This is a genomic window from Streptomyces qinglanensis (genome assembly GCF_900111245.1).
Lineage (GTDB): Bacteria > Actinomycetota > Actinomycetes > Streptomycetales > Streptomycetaceae > Streptomyces > Streptomyces qinglanensis.
This window is the reverse complement of record NZ_FOGO01000011.1, coordinates 208,515-225,257: the sequence shown is the minus strand read 5'-3', so window position 1 is coordinate 225,257 and position 16,743 is coordinate 208,515. Positions and strand designations below refer to the sequence as shown.

The 16,743-nt window shown below is 72.3% G+C and carries 12 protein-coding genes; 8 read left to right on the top strand and 4 right to left on the bottom strand.

The genetic code is table 11. From position 1 onward, the window contains the following. Positions 1–136 precede the first annotated feature (136 nt). Complete coding sequence (gene groL / locus BMX65_RS22550; protein ID WP_075002172.1) at positions 137–1,765, top strand: chaperonin GroEL; 1,629 nt, start codon at positions 137–139, stop codon at positions 1,763–1,765. An 88-nt stretch (positions 1,766–1,853) separates the two neighbouring features. On the opposite strand, the gene BMX65_RS22545 is transcribed toward groL, so the two are convergent. Then, positions 1,854–2,627, bottom strand: coding sequence for an SDR family NAD(P)-dependent oxidoreductase (locus BMX65_RS22545; RefSeq protein WP_075002171.1), 774 nt, complete (start codon positions 2,625–2,627; stop codon positions 1,854–1,856). A gap of 267 nt (positions 2,628–2,894) precedes the next feature. Continuing rightward, entirely contained in the window at positions 2,895–3,563 is a 669-nt protein-coding gene (locus tag BMX65_RS22540; RefSeq protein WP_075002170.1) for an MOSC domain-containing protein, read from the bottom strand. Between the two features lie 90 nt (positions 3,564–3,653). On the opposite strand from BMX65_RS22540, the gene BMX65_RS22535 reads away from it, so the two are divergent. Next, positions 3,654–4,565, top strand: coding sequence for a LysR family transcriptional regulator (locus tag BMX65_RS22535; protein ID WP_075002232.1), 912 nt, complete (start codon positions 3,654–3,656; stop codon positions 4,563–4,565). A 172-nt stretch (positions 4,566–4,737) separates the two neighbouring features. On the opposite strand, the gene BMX65_RS33995 is transcribed toward BMX65_RS22535, so the two are convergent. Further along, positions 4,738–5,169, bottom strand: a complete 432-nt coding sequence (locus tag BMX65_RS33995) for a WhiB family transcriptional regulator (RefSeq protein ID WP_075002169.1) — start codon at positions 5,167–5,169, stop codon at positions 4,738–4,740. Between the two features lie 366 nt (positions 5,170–5,535). Here BMX65_RS33995 and BMX65_RS22525 point away from each other — a divergent pair, with 366 nt between their 5' ends. The 4 genes from BMX65_RS22525 to BMX65_RS22510 all read left to right on the top strand — a co-directional run bounded on the left by BMX65_RS22525 (position 5,536) and on the right by BMX65_RS22510 (position 9,963). Then, entirely contained in the window at positions 5,536–6,147 is a 612-nt protein-coding gene (locus BMX65_RS22525; protein WP_003948568.1) for a response regulator transcription factor, read from the top strand. Positions 6,148–6,491: 344 nt separating this feature from the next. Continuing rightward, positions 6,492–7,106 carry a sigma-70 family RNA polymerase sigma factor gene (locus BMX65_RS22520; RefSeq protein WP_239502078.1) on the top strand — a complete coding sequence of 205 codons (615 nt, stop codon included), beginning with the start codon at positions 6,492–6,494 and terminating at the stop codon, positions 7,104–7,106. A 142-nt stretch (positions 7,107–7,248) separates the two neighbouring features. After that, positions 7,249–8,754 carry an IMP dehydrogenase gene (guaB, locus tag BMX65_RS22515; protein ID WP_075002167.1) on the top strand — a complete coding sequence of 502 codons (1,506 nt, stop codon included), beginning with the start codon at positions 7,249–7,251 and terminating at the stop codon, positions 8,752–8,754. 93 nt (positions 8,755–8,847) lie between these two features. Further along, complete coding sequence (locus BMX65_RS22510; RefSeq protein WP_075002166.1) at positions 8,848–9,963, top strand: GuaB3 family IMP dehydrogenase-related protein; 1,116 nt, start codon at positions 8,848–8,850, stop codon at positions 9,961–9,963. Between the two features lie 634 nt (positions 9,964–10,597). Here BMX65_RS22510 and BMX65_RS22505 read toward each other — a convergent pair. After that, complete coding sequence (locus tag BMX65_RS22505) at positions 10,598–11,857, bottom strand: nucleotide sugar dehydrogenase (protein ID WP_075002165.1); 1,260 nt, start codon at positions 11,855–11,857, stop codon at positions 10,598–10,600. Between the two features lie 232 nt (positions 11,858–12,089). Between BMX65_RS22505 and BMX65_RS22500 the strand changes: the two genes are divergently transcribed. Then, complete coding sequence (locus BMX65_RS22500; RefSeq protein WP_075002164.1) at positions 12,090–13,796, top strand: glycerol-3-phosphate dehydrogenase/oxidase; 1,707 nt, start codon at positions 12,090–12,092, stop codon at positions 13,794–13,796. A 218-nt stretch (positions 13,797–14,014) separates the two neighbouring features. Next, positions 14,015–16,348: a serine/threonine-protein kinase gene (locus BMX65_RS22495; protein WP_075002163.1), complete on the top strand. Its 2,334-nt coding sequence runs from the start codon at positions 14,015–14,017 to the stop codon at positions 16,346–16,348. Positions 16,349–16,743: the final 395 nt, after the last annotated feature.

Sequence of the window (16,743 nt, the reverse complement as noted above, 5' to 3'; positions counted from 1 at the left end):
AGCCGCAGCGTGCAGTCGATACGCGCCCTGGTGCCCGCTCCTCGTGCGAGGTAGCAGGGACCAGGGCGCGGCTCGTACGGGCCGACACGGGCGCGTACGAGACGTGCGAGACGTGTGAGAGGACACAACAGCTTCCATGGCGAAGATCCTGAAGTTCGACGAGGACGCCCGTCGCGCCCTTGAGCGGGGCGTCAACAACCTCGCCGACACCGTGAAGGTGACCATCGGCCCCCGGGGCCGCAACGTCGTCATCGACAAGAAGTTCGGCGCCCCCACCATCACCAACGACGGCGTCACCATCGCCCGTGAGGTCGAGGTCGAGGACCCGTACGAGAACCTGGGCGCCCAGCTCCTCAAGGAGGTGGCGACCAAGACCAACGACATCGCGGGTGACGGCACCACCACCGCCACCGTGCTGGCCCAGGCGCTGGTCCGCGAGGGCCTGCGCAACGTCGCCGCAGGTGCCTCCCCGGCCGCCCTGAAGAAGGGCATCGACGCCGCGGTCGCCGCCGTCTCGGACGAGCTGGTCAAGACCGCGCGCCCGATCGACTCCAAGGAGGACATCGCCTCCGTCGCCGCTCTGTCCGCGCAGGACAAGCAGGTCGGCGAGCTGATCGCCGAGGCGATGGACAAGGTCGGCAAGGACGGCGTCATCACCGTCGAGGAGTCCCAGACCTTCGGCCTGGAGCTGGACTTCACCGAGGGCATGGCCTTCGACAAGGGCTACCTCTCGCCGTACTTCGTCACCGACCAGGAGCGTATGGAGGCCGTCCTCGACGACCCGTACATCCTGATCCACCAGGGCAAGATCAGCTCCATCCAGGACCTGCTGCCGCTGCTGGAGAAGGTCATGCAGGCCGGCTCCAGCAAGCCGCTGCTGATCATCGCCGAGGACGTGGAGGGCGAGGCCCTCTCCACCCTCGTCGTCAACAAGATCCGCGGCACCTTCAACGCCGTCGCCGTCAAGGCGCCCGGCTTCGGTGACCGCCGCAAGGCGATGCTCGGCGACATGGCGACGCTCACCGGCGCCACCGTCATCGCCGAGGAGGTCGGCCTCAAGCTCGACCAGGCCGGTCTCGACGTGCTCGGTTCCGCGCGCCGCGTCACCGTCACCAAGGACGACACCACGATCGTCGACGGTGCGGGCAAGGCCGAGGACGTGCAGGGCCGCGTCGCCCAGATCAAGGGCGAGATCGAGGCGACCGACTCCGACTGGGACCGCGAGAAGCTCCAGGAGCGCCTCGCCAAGCTGGCCGGCGGCGTCTGCGTGATCCGCGTCGGCGCGGCCACCGAGGTCGAGCTGAAGGAGAAGAAGCACCGCCTGGAGGACGCGATCTCCGCGACCCGTGCGGCGGTCGAGGAAGGCATCGTCTCCGGCGGCGGCTCCTCGCTCGTGCACGCGGTCAAGGTGCTGGAGGGCAACCTCGGCAAGGAGGGCGACGAGGCGACCGGTGTCGCCACCGTCCGCCGCGCCGCGGTCGAGCCGCTGCGCTGGATCGCCGAGAACGCGGGCCTGGAGGGCTACGTCATCACCTCCAAGGTCGCGGAGCTGGAGGCCGGCCAGGGCTTCAACGCCGCCACCAGCGAGTACGGCGACCTGGTCAAGGCCGGTGTCATCGACCCGGTGAAGGTGACGCGCTCCGCGCTGGAGAACGCCGCCTCGATCGCCTCGCTGCTGCTGACGACCGAGACGCTGGTCGTCGAGAAGCCGGCCGAGGAGGACGAGGCCGCGGGCGCGGGCCACGGCCACGGGCACGCCCACTGAGGCACCCCGCCCCGTCCGGTGAGGGCGCACCCCGTCGCGGGGTGCGCCCTCGCTGCTTTTCGCGGCCCCCGGCGGGTCCTGCCCGCCCCTACTTCGGGCCGTACTTGCGTCCCGTGGTCGAGGACGCCTTGGCCAGCACGCCGCGCGGGATGAGCCGGGAGGCGCCCAGCAGGGCCTTGTACCGGGGGTCGGGGACCGACAGCACCTTGCCGCGCGCGAGGTCCTGCAGCGCCGTCTCGACCACCTGGTCCGCGTCCAGCCACATCCACCGCGGAATGCCGGTGGAGTCCATCCCGGCCCGGTCGTGGAACTCGGTACGGACGAATCCGGGGCACAGGGCCATCAGCCGCACGCCCTGACCGGCCAGATCCTTGGCGGCCCCCTGCGTGAACTGGGTGACCCACGCCTTGGAGGCGCCGTAGGTGCCGCGGGGGAAGAAGGCTGCCACGGAGGCGACGTTGATCACCCCGCCGCGCCCCCGTTCGCACATGGAGGCGGTCGCCGCCGACGTCAGCCGCAGCACGGCTTCGCAGTGCACCTTGAGCATCGTCAGCTCGTCGGCGACGGACACCTCCAGGTAGCGGCCCTTGTTGCCGAACCCCGCGTTGTTGACCAGCAGGTCGACGGGGTGCTCCCGGGAGTTCAGCCGGTCCTCGACCGCGGAGATGCCTTCCTCGGTCGCCAGGTCGGCGGTGACGACGTCGGCCTCCACTCCGTGCCGGTCGTGCAGTTCGGTCGCCTCCCGCCAGAGCCGGTCGGTGTTCCGCGCGGCGAGCACGAGGTGGTAGCCGCGGCCGGCGAGCCGCCGGGCGAAGGCGGCGCCGATACCGGCGGTGGCTCCCGTAATCAGTGCAGTCGTCATGCGGCCACGCTATCGGCCCCGCACTGCTGCGGGTTCGCCGTCCGGCCGCCTCGGCGACGGTAGGGCACCCGTACGAACGCGCCGTGCCGCCAGGACGGGACGGGGTCCGCCGGCCCGGACCCCGGCGCCACCGCCGGGACGGTGGCTCCACTCGACCGCGGTTCGGCTCGACCGCGGTTCGGCCGCCGCGTCGTGGCGGTCCGTCAGCCGAGGATGGCGGTCCGTCAGCGGGGGATGGCGGTCCGTCAGCGGGGGGATGGCGGTCCGTCAGCCGGGGATGCGGCGCAGCGCGTGCTCCCGCGCCTGCGGGTCCAGCGCCTCGCCGGCCGCCAGCACGCGCGGCAGCAGCTCGGGTTCCCGGGTCAGGGCGCGGAACACGAAGCTGACCGAGACCTCGTGGTCGGGGCGGTGGACGACGGTGACGGGATCGCCCGCGCGCACCTCGCCCGGTTCGACGACCCGCAGGTAGGCGCCGGGCATCCGCCGGTTCGTGAACCGCTTGACCCAGCCCTGTTCGCTCAGCCAGCCGGCGAAGGTGCGGCAGGGCACCCGCATGGAGCACACCTCCAGCAGCGGTCCGGTGCCGGGCGCGCCGAGCTGCCAGCGCTCCCCGATGCGCGCGTCGTCCACCGGGACGCCGCGGGTGGTGAGGTTCTCGCCGAAGACGCCGTTGGGCAGGGCGCGGCCCAGCTCGCCCTCCCAGAAGTCCAGCTCTTCGCGGGCGAAGGCGTAGACCGCCTGCTCCTCGCCGCCGTGGTGGCGCAGATCGCCGATGGTGTCGCCGGCCAGTCCGCTGCCCCCGGTGCCGCGCGGGCCGGGGCCGGTGACGCTGACGGCGCCCTCGACGGGCCGTTTGTCGATGCCGGTCAGACCGCCTTCGGCGGCGGTGTGCTCCGAGCGGTGGGGCTTGGCGAGGTTCACGGAAAGCAGCTCCATGGGCCGAGGCTACCGAGGAGCACCCCAAGCCGCGAGCCGGTTCAGGTGGCAATCCCCAAGGCAGGCTTATGCTCACCTATGCTCGGGCGCATGATCGAGGCCCGTCATCTGCGCGTTCTGCGCGCGGTCACCCGAACCGGTTCCTTCTCCGCCGCGGCGCGCGAGCTGGGCTGTACGCAGCCCGCCGTCAGCCAGCAGATGAAGGCGCTGGAGGCGGCCGCGGGCACCCCGCTGCTGGTGCGCACGGGGCGCGAGATGCGGCCGACCGAGGCGGGTGAGGCGCTGGTGCGGCACGCCACCGGGATCCTGGCGGGGCTGACGGCAGCCGAGGAGGAGGTGGCGGCGCTGGCCGGGCTGCGGGCCGGGCGGGTGCGGCTGGTCTCCTTCCCCAGCGGCAGCTCCACGCTGGTGCCCACCGCCGTCGCGGCGATGCGGGCCGCGCACCCGGGCACCCGGGTCTCGCTGGTGGAGGCGGAGCCGCCGCGCTCGGTGGAGATGCTGCGGGCGGGGGACTGCGAGATCGCGCTGGCCTTCCGCTACGACCCGGTGCCGGGGGAGCACGTCGCGGCCGAGGACTGGGAGGCGGACGACCTGGTGGTCCGGCCGCTGCTGACCGACCGGCTGGTCGGGCTGGTGCCGGAGGGCCACCCCTTCGCGGACGCGGAGGAGGTCGGTATCGGCACCCTCGCCGAGGAGCCGTGGATCGCGGGCTGCCCCCGCTGCCGCCGGCACCTCGTCCAGGTGTGCGAGGCGGCGGGGTTCACGCCCCGGATCGACTTCGCGACCGACGACTACCCGGCGGTGGTGGGCCTGGTCGGTGCGGGGCTGGGGGTCGCGGTGCTGCCGGAGCTGGCTGTGGAGTCGGTGCGTCCGCGGGGGACGCGTGCGGTCCGGGTGGCGCCCGCCGTGCAGCGCGAGGTGGTCGCGCTCACGCTCCCCGACCTCGCGCGGGTGCCCGCCGTCGCCGCGATGCTGGACCGGCTCGCGGCGGCCCGCGGCTGACCGCCGCCCGGCCCCCCCGGCCCGCCCGGCCCGCCCGGCGGGGGCGGCGGGGGCGGCGAGGGCGGCGGGCCGGACGGTGTGTGCGACGCGTGAGGGAACGTTTCCGCGCGGCGTCCGGGGTTCCTCGGTACCGCACGGTGCCCGGTCGGCGGTCGGCCGGGCGGGGTTCCGTTCACATCTCGCCGACCGGTTCCGCGGCGTGCTCGGCCGCACCGCCGGGAGCGGCCGTACGGTCCGGAGCCTCCGCACCGCCCGGACCAGCGGCCCCACCTCCCGGCGCCGACGGCCGCTCGTCCTGCGCGGGGCCGTGCGTGGTCACCAGCCGGTTCCGGGCCCGGCCCAGCAGCTCCTCGCGCTCGTCCTCGGTGAGCCCGCCCCACACCCCGTAGGGCTCGCGCACCTGGAGAGCGTGCGCCGCGCACTCGGCGCGCACGGGGCAGCGCATGCACACCTCCTTGGCGGACGCCTCCCGCGCACTGCGGGCGGCGCCGCGCTCCCCCTCGGGGTGGAAGAACAGCGAACTGTCCACCCCCCGGCAGGCGGCCAGAAGCTGCCAGTCCCACAGATCCGCGTTGGGTCCAGGAAGGCGGGAGAAGTCTGCCATCGCGTCTCTCCTGAGTGCTGCTGGAGGTGATCTGACACTCGTGCGTAAATATGACTCTTTCGCGAATCTAGCGATCGAACTCGCAAAACGGAAGTAATGCATCTGAATAGGGCACTTCAGGATTAATGGTGCGTCGGTCACCGCAAAGCCGGGATGTTGCTGCTCTGTGTACGGACGCTCACGTAGAGTGCTGAGGACGGCGGCTGGAAGCCGTAACTCTTTCGGGTGACCGTCGTTGAGAGAGCGAAAGCGATTGGTTCGGAACCGGCCCGGGGCGCAGTCCTCCACGGCCGTCAATCGCGCAGGTGACGATTCTCAAGCAGCCTGGAGGCTCAAGGTGATGCGCATCAGCAGCGGAGGGCGGCCATGACATCCGTCCTCGTATGCGACGACTCCCCGCTCGCCCGAGAGGCCCTGCGCCGCGCGGTCGCGACCGTGCCCGGCGTCGAGCGTGTGACGACGGCGGCCAACGGCGAGGAAGTCCTCCGCCGCTGGGGCGCCGACCGGTCCGACCTGATCCTGATGGACGTCCGGATGCCCGGCCTGGGCGGAGTGGAGACCGTGCGGCGGCTGCTCTCCGCCGACCCCGGCGCCCGCATCATCATGCTGACGGTGGCCGAGGACCTCGACGGCGTCGCCCTGGCCGTCGCGGCCGGCGCCCGCGGGTACCTGCACAAGGACGCCTCCCGCGCCGAGCTGCGCGCGACCGTCACCCAGGCGCTGGCCGACCCCACCTGGCGGCTCGCCCCCCGACGGCTGCGGTCGGCCGAGATGGGTGCGGCGCCGACCCTCACCGCGCGGGAGATCCAGGTGCTGGAGGGCATGAGCCACGGCCGCTCCAACGCGGAGATCGGGCGTGAGCTCTTCCTCTCGGAGGACACCGTCAAGACGCACGCCAGGCGGCTCTTCAAGAAGCTCGGCGCCTCGGACCGCGCGCACGCGGTGGCGCTCGGATTCCGCTGGGGCCTCGTCCGCTGACCTGGTGCCGGGTGTCCGCCGGGGGCACCTCCCGGCCGCAGGTCCGAGCGCGTCCCGCCGCGCACAGCAGCCGCCCGTCCGCCCGCTCGTCCGCGCCCGGAACCGGTCGCCGGCGAGTGGGACGGCGGCCCCGGCCGGGCCGGTGTTCCCGCGGATTTCCCCCGCGGCTGCCAAGAAATCTCGCGCGTGCCGCATGCTTGTTGTATGGAGTTCCTCGGGGACCTGTCGGTCAGGCGTGAGGGGAGGGCGTGGACATGAGGGCCAGTGCGCCTGCTCATAACGCTTCGGCTCACTTCTACGAGCGCGGTGCGGCGAACCGCGCGGCGTCGGTGCACCATGGACCGATGCGCGACGACGAGAGCGGGCCGCCGCCGACCGGGGCCGCGGACGCGGCCGAGGTCGCCAAGGTCGGCAAGCTCGTCCAGCGCGCTGTCGAGGGCGACAGCCAGGCCACGCACGATCTGCTCGCCCATGTGCACCCGCTGGCCGTGCGGTACTGCCGCACGCGGCTGACCCGACTGCCCGGTGACGCGCGTCACTTCGTCGACGACCTCGCCCAGGAGGTCTGCATCGCGGTGCTCTGCGCGCTGCCGCGCTACCGGGACACCGGCAAGCCGTTCGAGGCATTCGTCGTGGCCATCGCCCAGCACAAGGTCGCCGATCTGCAGCGGGCCGCGATGCGCGGGCCCGGCTCCACCGCCGTGCCTTCGGACGAGATGCCCGAGCGGCCCGACGACTCCCTCGGCCCCGAGGAGCGGGCGCTGCTCAGCAGCGACGCGGAGTGGGCCAAGAAGCTGCTGGCGAACCTGCCCGAACACCAGCGTGAGCTGGTGCTGCTGCGGGTCGCCGTGGGGCTGACGGCCGAGGAGACCGGGCAGATGCTGGGAATGTCACCCGGAGCCGTCCGCGTCGCCCAGCACCGGGCCCTCAGCCGGCTGCGGGCGCTGGCCGAGCAGTAGTTCCGCCGCACGTGAGCGACGTGCGCGGGGGCTCTCGCGCCCACGGGCGCCCGAGGGCCGGAGCTTGTCCACAGGCGGTCCGCTCACCCGTCCGGGCCCGTTAGCATGGACATCCGGCCGGGGCAAGCATGGGAAAGGTGTCATGACTGAGAACGTCGACGGAGTGCCCGCAAAGTTCGCCACTCTGGGCCTGACATACGACGACGTACTGCTGCTGCCAGGCGAGTCGGACATGGCACCGCAGGACATCGACACCGCGTCGTACGTCTCGCGCAACGTACGGGTCAACGTGCCGCTGTTGTCCGCCGCCATGGACAAGGTCACCGAAGGCCGGATGGCCATCGCGATGGCCCGGCAGGGCGGCGTGGGCGTGCTGCACCGCAACCTCTCGATCGAGGACCAGGCCAACCAGGTCGACCAGGTCAAGCGGTCCGAGTCCGGGATGGTCACCGACCCCATCACCATCCGCCCCGACGCCACCCTCCAGGAGGCCGACGCGCTGTGCGGCCGGTTCCGCATCAGCGGCGTCCCGGTCACCGACGCCGCGGGCAAGCTCCTGGGCATCGTCACCAACCGGGACATGGCCTTCGAGCTGGACCGCAGCCGCCAGGTGCGGGATGTCATGACGCCGATGCCGCTGGTCACCGGCGAGGTCGGGATCTCGCGGGACGCCGCGATGGAGCTGCTGCGCCGCCACAAGATCGAGAAGCTGCCGCTGGTGGACGGCGGAGGCACGCTCAAGGGCCTGATCACCGTCAAGGACTTCGTCAAGGCGGAGCAGTACCCGAACGCCGCCAAGGACGCCGAGGGCCGGCTGGTCGTCGGCGCCGCCGTCGGTGTCGCGGGCGACGCCTACGACCGGGCCCAGGCGCTGATCGAGGCGGGCGTCGACTTCGTCGTCGTCGACACCGCGCACGGCCACTCGCGGCTCGTCGCCGACATGATCGCCAAGATCAAGTCGAACCATCCCCGCGTCGACGTCGTCGGCGGCAACATCGCCACCCGCGACGGCGCCAAGGCGCTGATCGACGCCGGTGCCGACGGTGTGAAGGTCGGGGTGGGCCCCGGCTCCATCTGCACCACCCGCGTCGTCGCCGGAATCGGCGTCCCCCAGGTCACCGCCATCCACGAGGCGTCGCTGGCCGCGCGGGAGGCCGGTGTCCCGGTCATCGGCGACGGCGGCCTGCAGTACAGCGGCGACATCGCCAAGGCCCTGGTCGCGGGCGCCGACACGGTGATGCTCGGCAGCCTGCTCGCGGGCTGCGAGGAGTCGCCCGGCGAGCTGCTGTTCATCAACGGCAAGCAGTTCAAGTCCTACCGCGGCATGGGCTCGCTCGGCGCGATGCAGACCCGCGGCGACAGCAAGTCCTACTCCAAGGACCGCTACTTCCAGGAGGGCGTCAGCGGCGACGACAAGCTGATCCCCGAGGGCGTCGAGGGCCAGGTCGCCTACCGCGGCCCGCTCGCCGCCGTGGTGCACCAGCTCGTCGGCGGTCTGAAGCAGTCCATGTTCTACGTCGGCGGCCGCACCGTCCCCGAGCTGCAGGACCGCGGGCGCTTCGTCCGCATCACCGCGGCCGGGCTCAAGGAGAGCCACCCGCACGACGTGCAGATGACGACCGAGGCTCCGAACTACTCCCGGAGCTGACCCCGTCCCCGAGCCCGCGGCCCTCCCGGAGCCGCGGGCTCCGGCGTGTCGGCGATACTGGACCGCGGCACACCAGAGTGAGAGGCAGCAGACGTGACTGAGATCGAGATCGGGCGCGGCAAGCGCGGGCGGCAGGCGTACGCCTTCGACGACATCGCGGTGGTGCCCAGCAGGCGCACCCGCGACCCGAAGGAGGTCTCCATCGCCTGGCAGATCGACGCCTACCGCTTCGAGCTGCCGTTCCTCGCCGCCCCCATGGACTCGGTCGTCTCGCCGCGTACCGCCATCCGCATCGGAGAACTGGGCGGCCTCGGCGTACTCAACCTCGAGGGCCTGTGGACCCGCTACGAGGACCCGGAGCCGCTGCTGCAGGAGATCGGGGAACTCGACGAGGCGACAGCCAACCGGCGGATGCAGGAGATCTACGCCGAGCCGATCAAGGAGGAGCTGATCGGGCAGCGGATCAAGGAGGTCCGCGACTCGGGTGTGGTGACCGCCGCCGCGCTGTCGCCGCAGCGCACGGCGCAGTTCTCCAAGGCCGTTGTGGACGCGGGCGTGGACCTGTTCGTCATCCGCGGCACCACGGTCTCCGCCGAGCACGTCTCCGGCGCCGCCGAGCCACTGAACCTCAAGCAGTTCATCTACGAGCTGGACGTGCCGGTCATCGTCGGCGGCTGCGCCACCTACACCGCAGCGCTGCACCTGATGCGCACCGGCGCCGCGGGTGTCCTCGTCGGCTTCGGCGGAGGCGCCGCGCACACCACGCGGAACGTGCTGGGCATCCAGGTGCCGATGGCGAGCGCCGTCGCCGACGTCGCCGCGGCCCGGCGCGACTACCTGGACGAGTCCGGCGGGCGCTATGTGCATGTCATCGCGGACGGCGGTGTCGGCTGGTCCGGCGACCTGCCCAAGGCGGTCGCCTGCGGCGCCGACGCCGTGATGATGGGCTCCCCGCTGGCCCGCGCCTCCGACGCACCCGGCAAGGGCCACCACTGGGGCATGGAGGCCGTGCACGAGGACGTCCCCCGCGGCCGCCGGGTCGACCTGGGCGCGGTCGGCACCATGGAAGAGGTCCTGCTCGGCCCCTCGCACACTCCCGACGGTTCGATGAACTTCTTCGGCGCACTCCGCCGAGCCATGGCCACCACGGGCTACTCCGACCTCAAGGAGTTCCAGCGCGTCGAAGTAACGGTAGCCCGCTCCCGCTAACCCCTCGCGGGGGGCGTCTTCGCGGGGTCCGTTCCCCTCCGCGGGTGGCCTGGCTTCGTGGGGGCACGCCCCCTGGCCCCTTCGGCTAGCCCCTTCGCGGGGTGCGTTGCGTTGTGGGGGCACGCCCCCGTCGTCCTTCGGCTGCCGCCGAGCGGTCGTGTCGGGGGGCTCCGCCCCCCAACGGCCCCCCGCTAAGTGGGCTCCGCCCCCTTAGAAACCCCCAGGCACCACAACTTCTCCCTCCCCCTCCCGTATCCGGCAACCGCCGGGGGCCTTTCGACTGCGGGAGCGCTCTTGTGCTGTGAGGGACGGCATCAGGAAACTTCCCGCACCCGACGGACCAAAGGAAAGGCGCGGAACACACGTACGCAAGGGCTTGCGTGGGTGCGGCTGGGGGTCCTAGGGGGCGGAGCCCACTAGCGGGGGGCTGTTGGGGGGCGGAGCCGCCCCAACGCCCGTCCGGCGAGGACAACGGGGGCTCGGGGGCGAAGCCCCCGACAACGAAGCCGCACCCGGCGAACAACAGACGGGGAAACGCACCCCGCGAAGGGAAACGCACTCCGCAAGGGAAACGCACCCCGCGAAGGGGACCGCACCCCGCGAAGGGGACCGCACCGCCGCGAAAGAGAGGCCGTCAGAGCCGGTGCGCCGCACCGGTAGGACTCGCTCCGCGAGTGTCAAGGAGGAGCTGCGCCTTCGCGGCGAGCCCCTGCAGGTCATAGCGGCGATGGTGCTGCAACAACAGCGTGAGGTCCGCATCCGCCGCGGCTTCGTACAGCGCGTCGGCCCGCGGTACGGGCTGGCCCGCGACGCGCCATTGCGGCACGTACGGGTCGTGGTAACTCAACTGGGCGCCGAGTTCCTTGAGGCGGCCGGCGACTTCGCGCGCGGGGGCGCCTTCCTGGCTGGCGAGGTCGGGTTTGTAGGTGACGCCGAGCAGCAGGATGCGTGCGCCGCGGGCGGATTTTCCGTGTTCGTTCAGCAGGACGGCGGCGCGTTGGGCGACGTAGCGGGGCATGCGTTCGTTGACTTCTTGGGCGAGTTCCACCATGCGCAGCGGGTAGCCCAGCGAGCGGCTGTGGTAGGAGAGGTAGTTGGGGTCGACGGGCACGCTGGGGCCGCCGACTCCGGGGCCGGGCCGGAAGGACTGGAAGCCGAAGGGTTTGGTCTCCGCGCACCGCACGACGTCCCACAGGTCGATGCCGAGGTCGTGGCAGAAGACGGCCATTTCGTTCATGAGGGCGATGTTGATGTGCCGGTAGTTGGTCTCCAGCAGCTTGGCGGTCTCGGCCTCGCGCGGCCCGCGGGCGCGGACGACTTTGGTGAGCCGCCCGTAGAACGCGGCGGCGGCTTCCGTGCAGGCGGGGGTGAGCCCGCCGATGACTTTGGGGATGGCGGTGTAGTCGTGGGTGCGGTTGCCGGGGTCGACCCGGGAGGGTGAGCAGGCGAGGTGGAAGTCGCGCCCGGCCCGCAGTCCGGAGCCGTCTTCCAGCAGTGGTCGTACGACGTCCTCCGTGCAGCCGGGGTGGACGCTGGATTCGACGACGACGAGGGTGCGCGGGCGCAGCCGGGCGGCCAGGGTCCGGGCGGCGGTGCGGACGGCGCTCAGGTCGGGGGCCCGGTTGGGGCCGAGTGCGGTGGCCGCGCAGATGACGGCGGTGCGCACCCGCCCGAGGACGGCCGGGTCGCTGCTGGCGCCGAAGCCTTTGGCGAGCATCCGCCGTACCTCGGCGGCGGCGAGTGGCGCGTCACCCGGGGGGCGGCCGGCGCCGATGTCGGCGACGACGCCGCGGTCGGGGTCGTACCCGATGGTGCTGATTCCGTTCGCCGTCGCTGCCTGGGCGAGCGGCAGCCCCGAATGGGCGAGTCCCAGCACGGCGAGATCTGCGGGCATGACAGCGGTCTTCCCTTCCCCTTATCGTCCCGGTTCTGTCCCCGGGCAGCACCGGGAGTGGCGAGCGGCGCAAATTAAGGTTAAGAGCCCATATGACAGACAAGTCGGATTGCGCACTCAGCAGGGCCGGTGCTCGGCCAAAGTCGCGGGAATGGGGGACCATCGTCAGGGGGACCACGGGGGCGGTGTCCGAGTACTGGCGAGCACCAGTCGAGCAGCTTGGGAGGCAGCGGTGAGGACAGCGGCACTGGGACCGGAGCAGCGTGCGGACGCGCTGGCGAGGATGGCCGAGACCGAACTCGACGTGCTGGTGGTCGGTGGCGGCATCGTCGGCGCGGGTACGGCGCTGGACGCGGTCACCCGCGGCTTGTCCACCGGGATCGTGGAGGCCCGTGACTGGGCCTCGGGGACTTCCAGCCGTTCCAGCAAGCTCATCCACGGCGGGTTGCGCTATCTGGAGATGCTGGATTTCGCACTGGTACGCGAGGCGCTCAAGGAGCGCGGCCTGCTGCTGGAGCGGCTGGCACCGCACCTGGTCAAGCCGGTTCCGTTCCTCTATCCGTTGCAGCACCGCGGCTGGGAGCGGCTGTACGCGGGCACCGGGGTGGCGATGTACGACGTCATGTCGGTCTCCTCCGGACACGGTCGCGGCCTGCCGAGGCACCGTCATCTCTCGCGCCGTCATGCGCTCCAGGTGGCTCCGGCGTTGAAGAAGGGGGCGCTGGTCGGTGCGCTGCAGTACTACGACGCGCAGGTGGACGATGCCCGCTTCGTCGCCACGCTGGTGCGCACGGCGGCGGAGTACGGGGCGCGCGCGGCCAACCGTGCGCGGGTGGTCGGCTTCCTGCGGGAGGGTGAACGCGTCGTCGGGGCGCGGATCGAGGACCTGGAGCAGGGTGGCGAGTACGAGGTGCGGGCCCGTCAGGTCGTGAACGCGACCGGGGTGTGGACGGACGACACCCAGGGGCTGATCGCCGAGCGGGGGCAGTTCCACGTCCGCGCCTCCAAGGGCATCCATCTCGTCGTCCCCAAGGACCGCATCAACTCCACGACCGGGCTCATCCTCCGTACGGAGAAGAGCGTGCTGTTCGTCATTCCCTGGGGCCGGCACTGGATCATCGGCACCACGGACACCGGCTGGGACCTGGACAAGGCGCACCCGGCCGCTTCCAGCGCCGACATCGACTACCTGCTCGACCACGTCAACGAGGTGCTGGCCGTGCCGCTGACCCGGGACGACGTGGAGGGCGTCTACGCGGGTCTGCGGCCCCTGCTGGCGGGCGAGTCGGAGGCGACGAGCAAGCTGTCCCGCGAGCACACGGTGGCCCATCCGGTGCCGGGGCTCGTCGTCGTCGCGGGCGGCAAGTACACGACCTACCGGGTGATGGCCAAGGACGCGGTGGACGAGGCGGTGCACGGGCTCGACCACCGGGTCGCCGAGTGCGTCACGGAGGAGGTGCGGCTGGCCGGGGCCGAGGGGTACGCCGCGCTGTGGAACGGACGCGCGCGCCTGGCGCAGCGCGCCGGACTGCATGTGGCCCGGGTGGAGCATCTGCTGGGCCGCTACGGCTCGATGACCGAGGAGGTGCTCGACCTGATCGCGAAGGAACCGGCACTGCGCGAGCCGTTGCCGGCCGCCGACGACTACCTCAAGGCGGAGGTCGTCTACGCCTGCACGCACGAGGGCGCCCGTCATCTGGACGATGTGCTGACCCGCCGCACGCGCATCTCCATCGAGACCTTCGACCGGGGCGCACGGAGCGCACGGGAGTGCGCCGAGTTGATGGCCCCGGTGCTGGGATGGGACTCCGACCAGGTGGACCGGGAGGTCGAGCACTATCAGAAGCGGGTCGAGGCAGAGCGCGAGTCGCAGTTGCAGCCGGACGACCAGACGGCGGACGCTGCGCGGTTGGGTGCGCCCGACATCGTGCCCGTGTAGCCGGTTCCGCGGGAGTGCGGTTCCCGGGGGATCCGGACGCGGGTCCCCCGTTGGACTGGTCGTCCCCGCGGCGGCTGTTGGGCGTGTGAACCCCGGTGAGGAGTGGTGGGGCTGTGGTGTAACTGTGCTGCCCCCGTACACGTCTTGTCGGGGTGATGGTTCACAATGAAGGCTCTGCCGGGGGCGGGCTCTCACGCAGAGGGGACACAAGGGGATTCATGAGCGAGGACGCGGGACGGCTGGTAGGCGGGCGCTATCGGCTCGGGGAGGTCCTCGGGCGCGGCGGTATGGGCACTGTCTGGCGCGGCGAGGACGAAGTCCTGGGCCGCCGGGTCGCCGTGAAGGAACTCCGCTTTCCCTCCAGCGTCGACGAGGAGGAGAAGCAGCGGCTCATCACCCGCACCTTGCGTGAGGCCAAGGCCATCGCGAGGATCCGCAGCGGCAGCGCCGTCACCGTCTTCGACGTCGTCAACGAGGACAGCCGGCCCTGGATCGTGATGGAGCTCGTGGAGGGCCGCTCCCTCGCCGACAAGATCAAGAACGACGGTCCGCTGGATCCCCAGCGTGCGGCCGAGGTCGGCCTCGCCATCCTCGACGTGCTCCGCGCGGCCCATCGCGAGGGCATTCTGCACCGCGACGTGAAGCCCTCCAACGTGCTGCTGGAGGACGGCACCGGCCGCGTGGTCCTCACCGACTTCGGCATCGCCAAGGTCGAGGGCGACCCGTCCGTCACCTCCACCGGCATGCTCGTCGGCGCCCCCTCCTACATCTCTCCCGAGCGGGCGCGCGGCAAGCCCCCGGGCCCGCCCGCCGACCTGTGGTCGCTGGGCGGCCTGCTGTTCGCGGCCGTCGAGGGCCATCCCCCCTACGACAAGGGCTCGGCCATCTCGACCCTGACGGCCGTGATGACCGAACCCGTGCCCTATCCCGAACACGCGGGCGAGCTGCGCGAGGTCATCGCCGGGTTGCTGGTCAAGGAGCCGGAGAAGCGGCTCGATGTGAACGGGGCACGGCTGCTGCTGGAGCCGGTCGCCTCCGGGCAGCGCAGCCCCCTCGACCCGTCCGGCGGGCGGGACGCGGAGAGCCGCGCCGAGCGCACCTCGGTCCTGCCCCCGGTGCCGCCCGCGGCCGCACCGGGCGCCAAGGGCTCTGCCGCAGCGGCCGGCGGCCCCGGCGCGGACGGCCCCGCCTACAGCGCCGGGACGACCGGCGGCAGGCGCAAGCGCCGCTCGGAGAGCACCGGTTCGGGCGAGAGGCTGCGGGGCGCCCTGAAGTCGGTCCGCAACGCGGCGGGCGCCGTGGGTGTCGGCTCGGCCGCCGCGGGCACCGCCGGTTCCCCGGAGCGCACCGGCTCGGGCTCTCCGCACCGGGGCGGCGGCACGGGCGGCGCGTCCACCGATCCCGCCCGTCCCGCCCGCACGGATTCCGCGCGCGGCGCCTCCTCCGGTGCGGCCTCCGCGACACCGCCCGCGGCACCGCCGCGCCCCTCGGCACCGCCGTCCTCGGCGCCGGGCGGGGCCCGGAGCGGGAAGAGCGGTGCGTCCGCGTCGGACGGCGGCGCGGGTGACGGCCAGGGGACCGGGACGTCCGGTGCGGCCGGCACCGGCACTGGAACTGGCACCGGCACCGGTTCCGCTTCTGGCTCCGGCTCCGGTGGTGGTCCGCTGCCGGGTCCGGGCAGCGGCAGCAGGGCGCTGCCGCCGGAGAGCGGGGGCAGTGGCGCGATCACCTCGCTGCGTGATCTGCGGGAGCTGCCCGAGCTGCGCAAGGGCCTCTCGACTCGGACGCTGGCGATCGCGGCGGCTGCCGTGCTGGCCCTCGTCCTGCTCATCGTGCTGATCGTGGTGAACAGCGGCGGGGACGGCGACAGCGGCGGCAAGGCGTCCGGCGCGGCCGGCAGCAGCGCCGGGAACGGCGGAGGCGGCACCCGCGAGGGCGAGCAGGCCACCGCCGGGAAGGCGGGACAGGACGGGGACACGTCCGGCGACGACGGGCAGGGCAGCGGCGACGACAAGGGCGACGGCGACCAGGACGACAAGGGCGGGAAGAAGGAGAAGGGCGACAAGAAGGGCGAGGAGGACGGTTCCGCGCTGCCCGACGGGTACGCCCAGGTCAAGGACAGCAGGTTCCACTTCTCCGTCGCTCTGCCCGAGGGCTGGAAGCCCGCCGGGATAGCGGGCAAGAACTCGGGCCGCAAGTACGCCCCGCCCGGTGGCGGCTATCCGCGGATCCAGATCGACCACACCAGCAGCCCCGGCGGCGACGCGGCGGGGGCTTGGCGCGATCTGGAGTCCGCGGTCAAGGGTTCCAGTTCCGGCTACGAGTCGCTCGGGATCAAGAAGGTCGAGTGGCGCGACTACCCGACCGTGGCCGACTGGCAGTTCCTGCGCAAGGAGAACGGCAAGAAGGTGCACGCGCTCGACCGCGGCTTCAAGGTCGACGGCAAGAACGGCTACGCGATCCTCATCACCTGCGAGGCCGACGCCTGGGACGACAAGGCGTGCACGACGCTCCGGAAGGCCGCGTTCCAGACGTTCGAGCCGAGCGCCTGACGAGCGCACGGTGCTGCGGACGGGGTGCCCGACCGCCGTTCGCCGCCTCGGTCCGGTTCTCTGACGACGGTTCGCCGCCTCGGTCCGGGCCTCTGACGACCGTGTGACGCCTCGGTCCGGTTGCCTGACCCGGTGTGACGCCGCGCCCCTGACGTCTGACCAGCCCCCGCACGGATGCGGGCACGCCCGGAGCATCCGCCCGGCGCACAAGTCCGGGGCACGCGCCCGCCGTGCGCGGGCGGTGCGGACGCCGTACCGGAGCGGCCCGGGGAACCGGCCGGACGGTGGACCGGACCTCCGTCGCGCGGTGACGTAGCCGGTTCCCGGACGTATTGTGAAGGACGCGGACCGTAGCTATCCGCAAGAAGGCCGGAACCGAACGCAATTGACGGTCT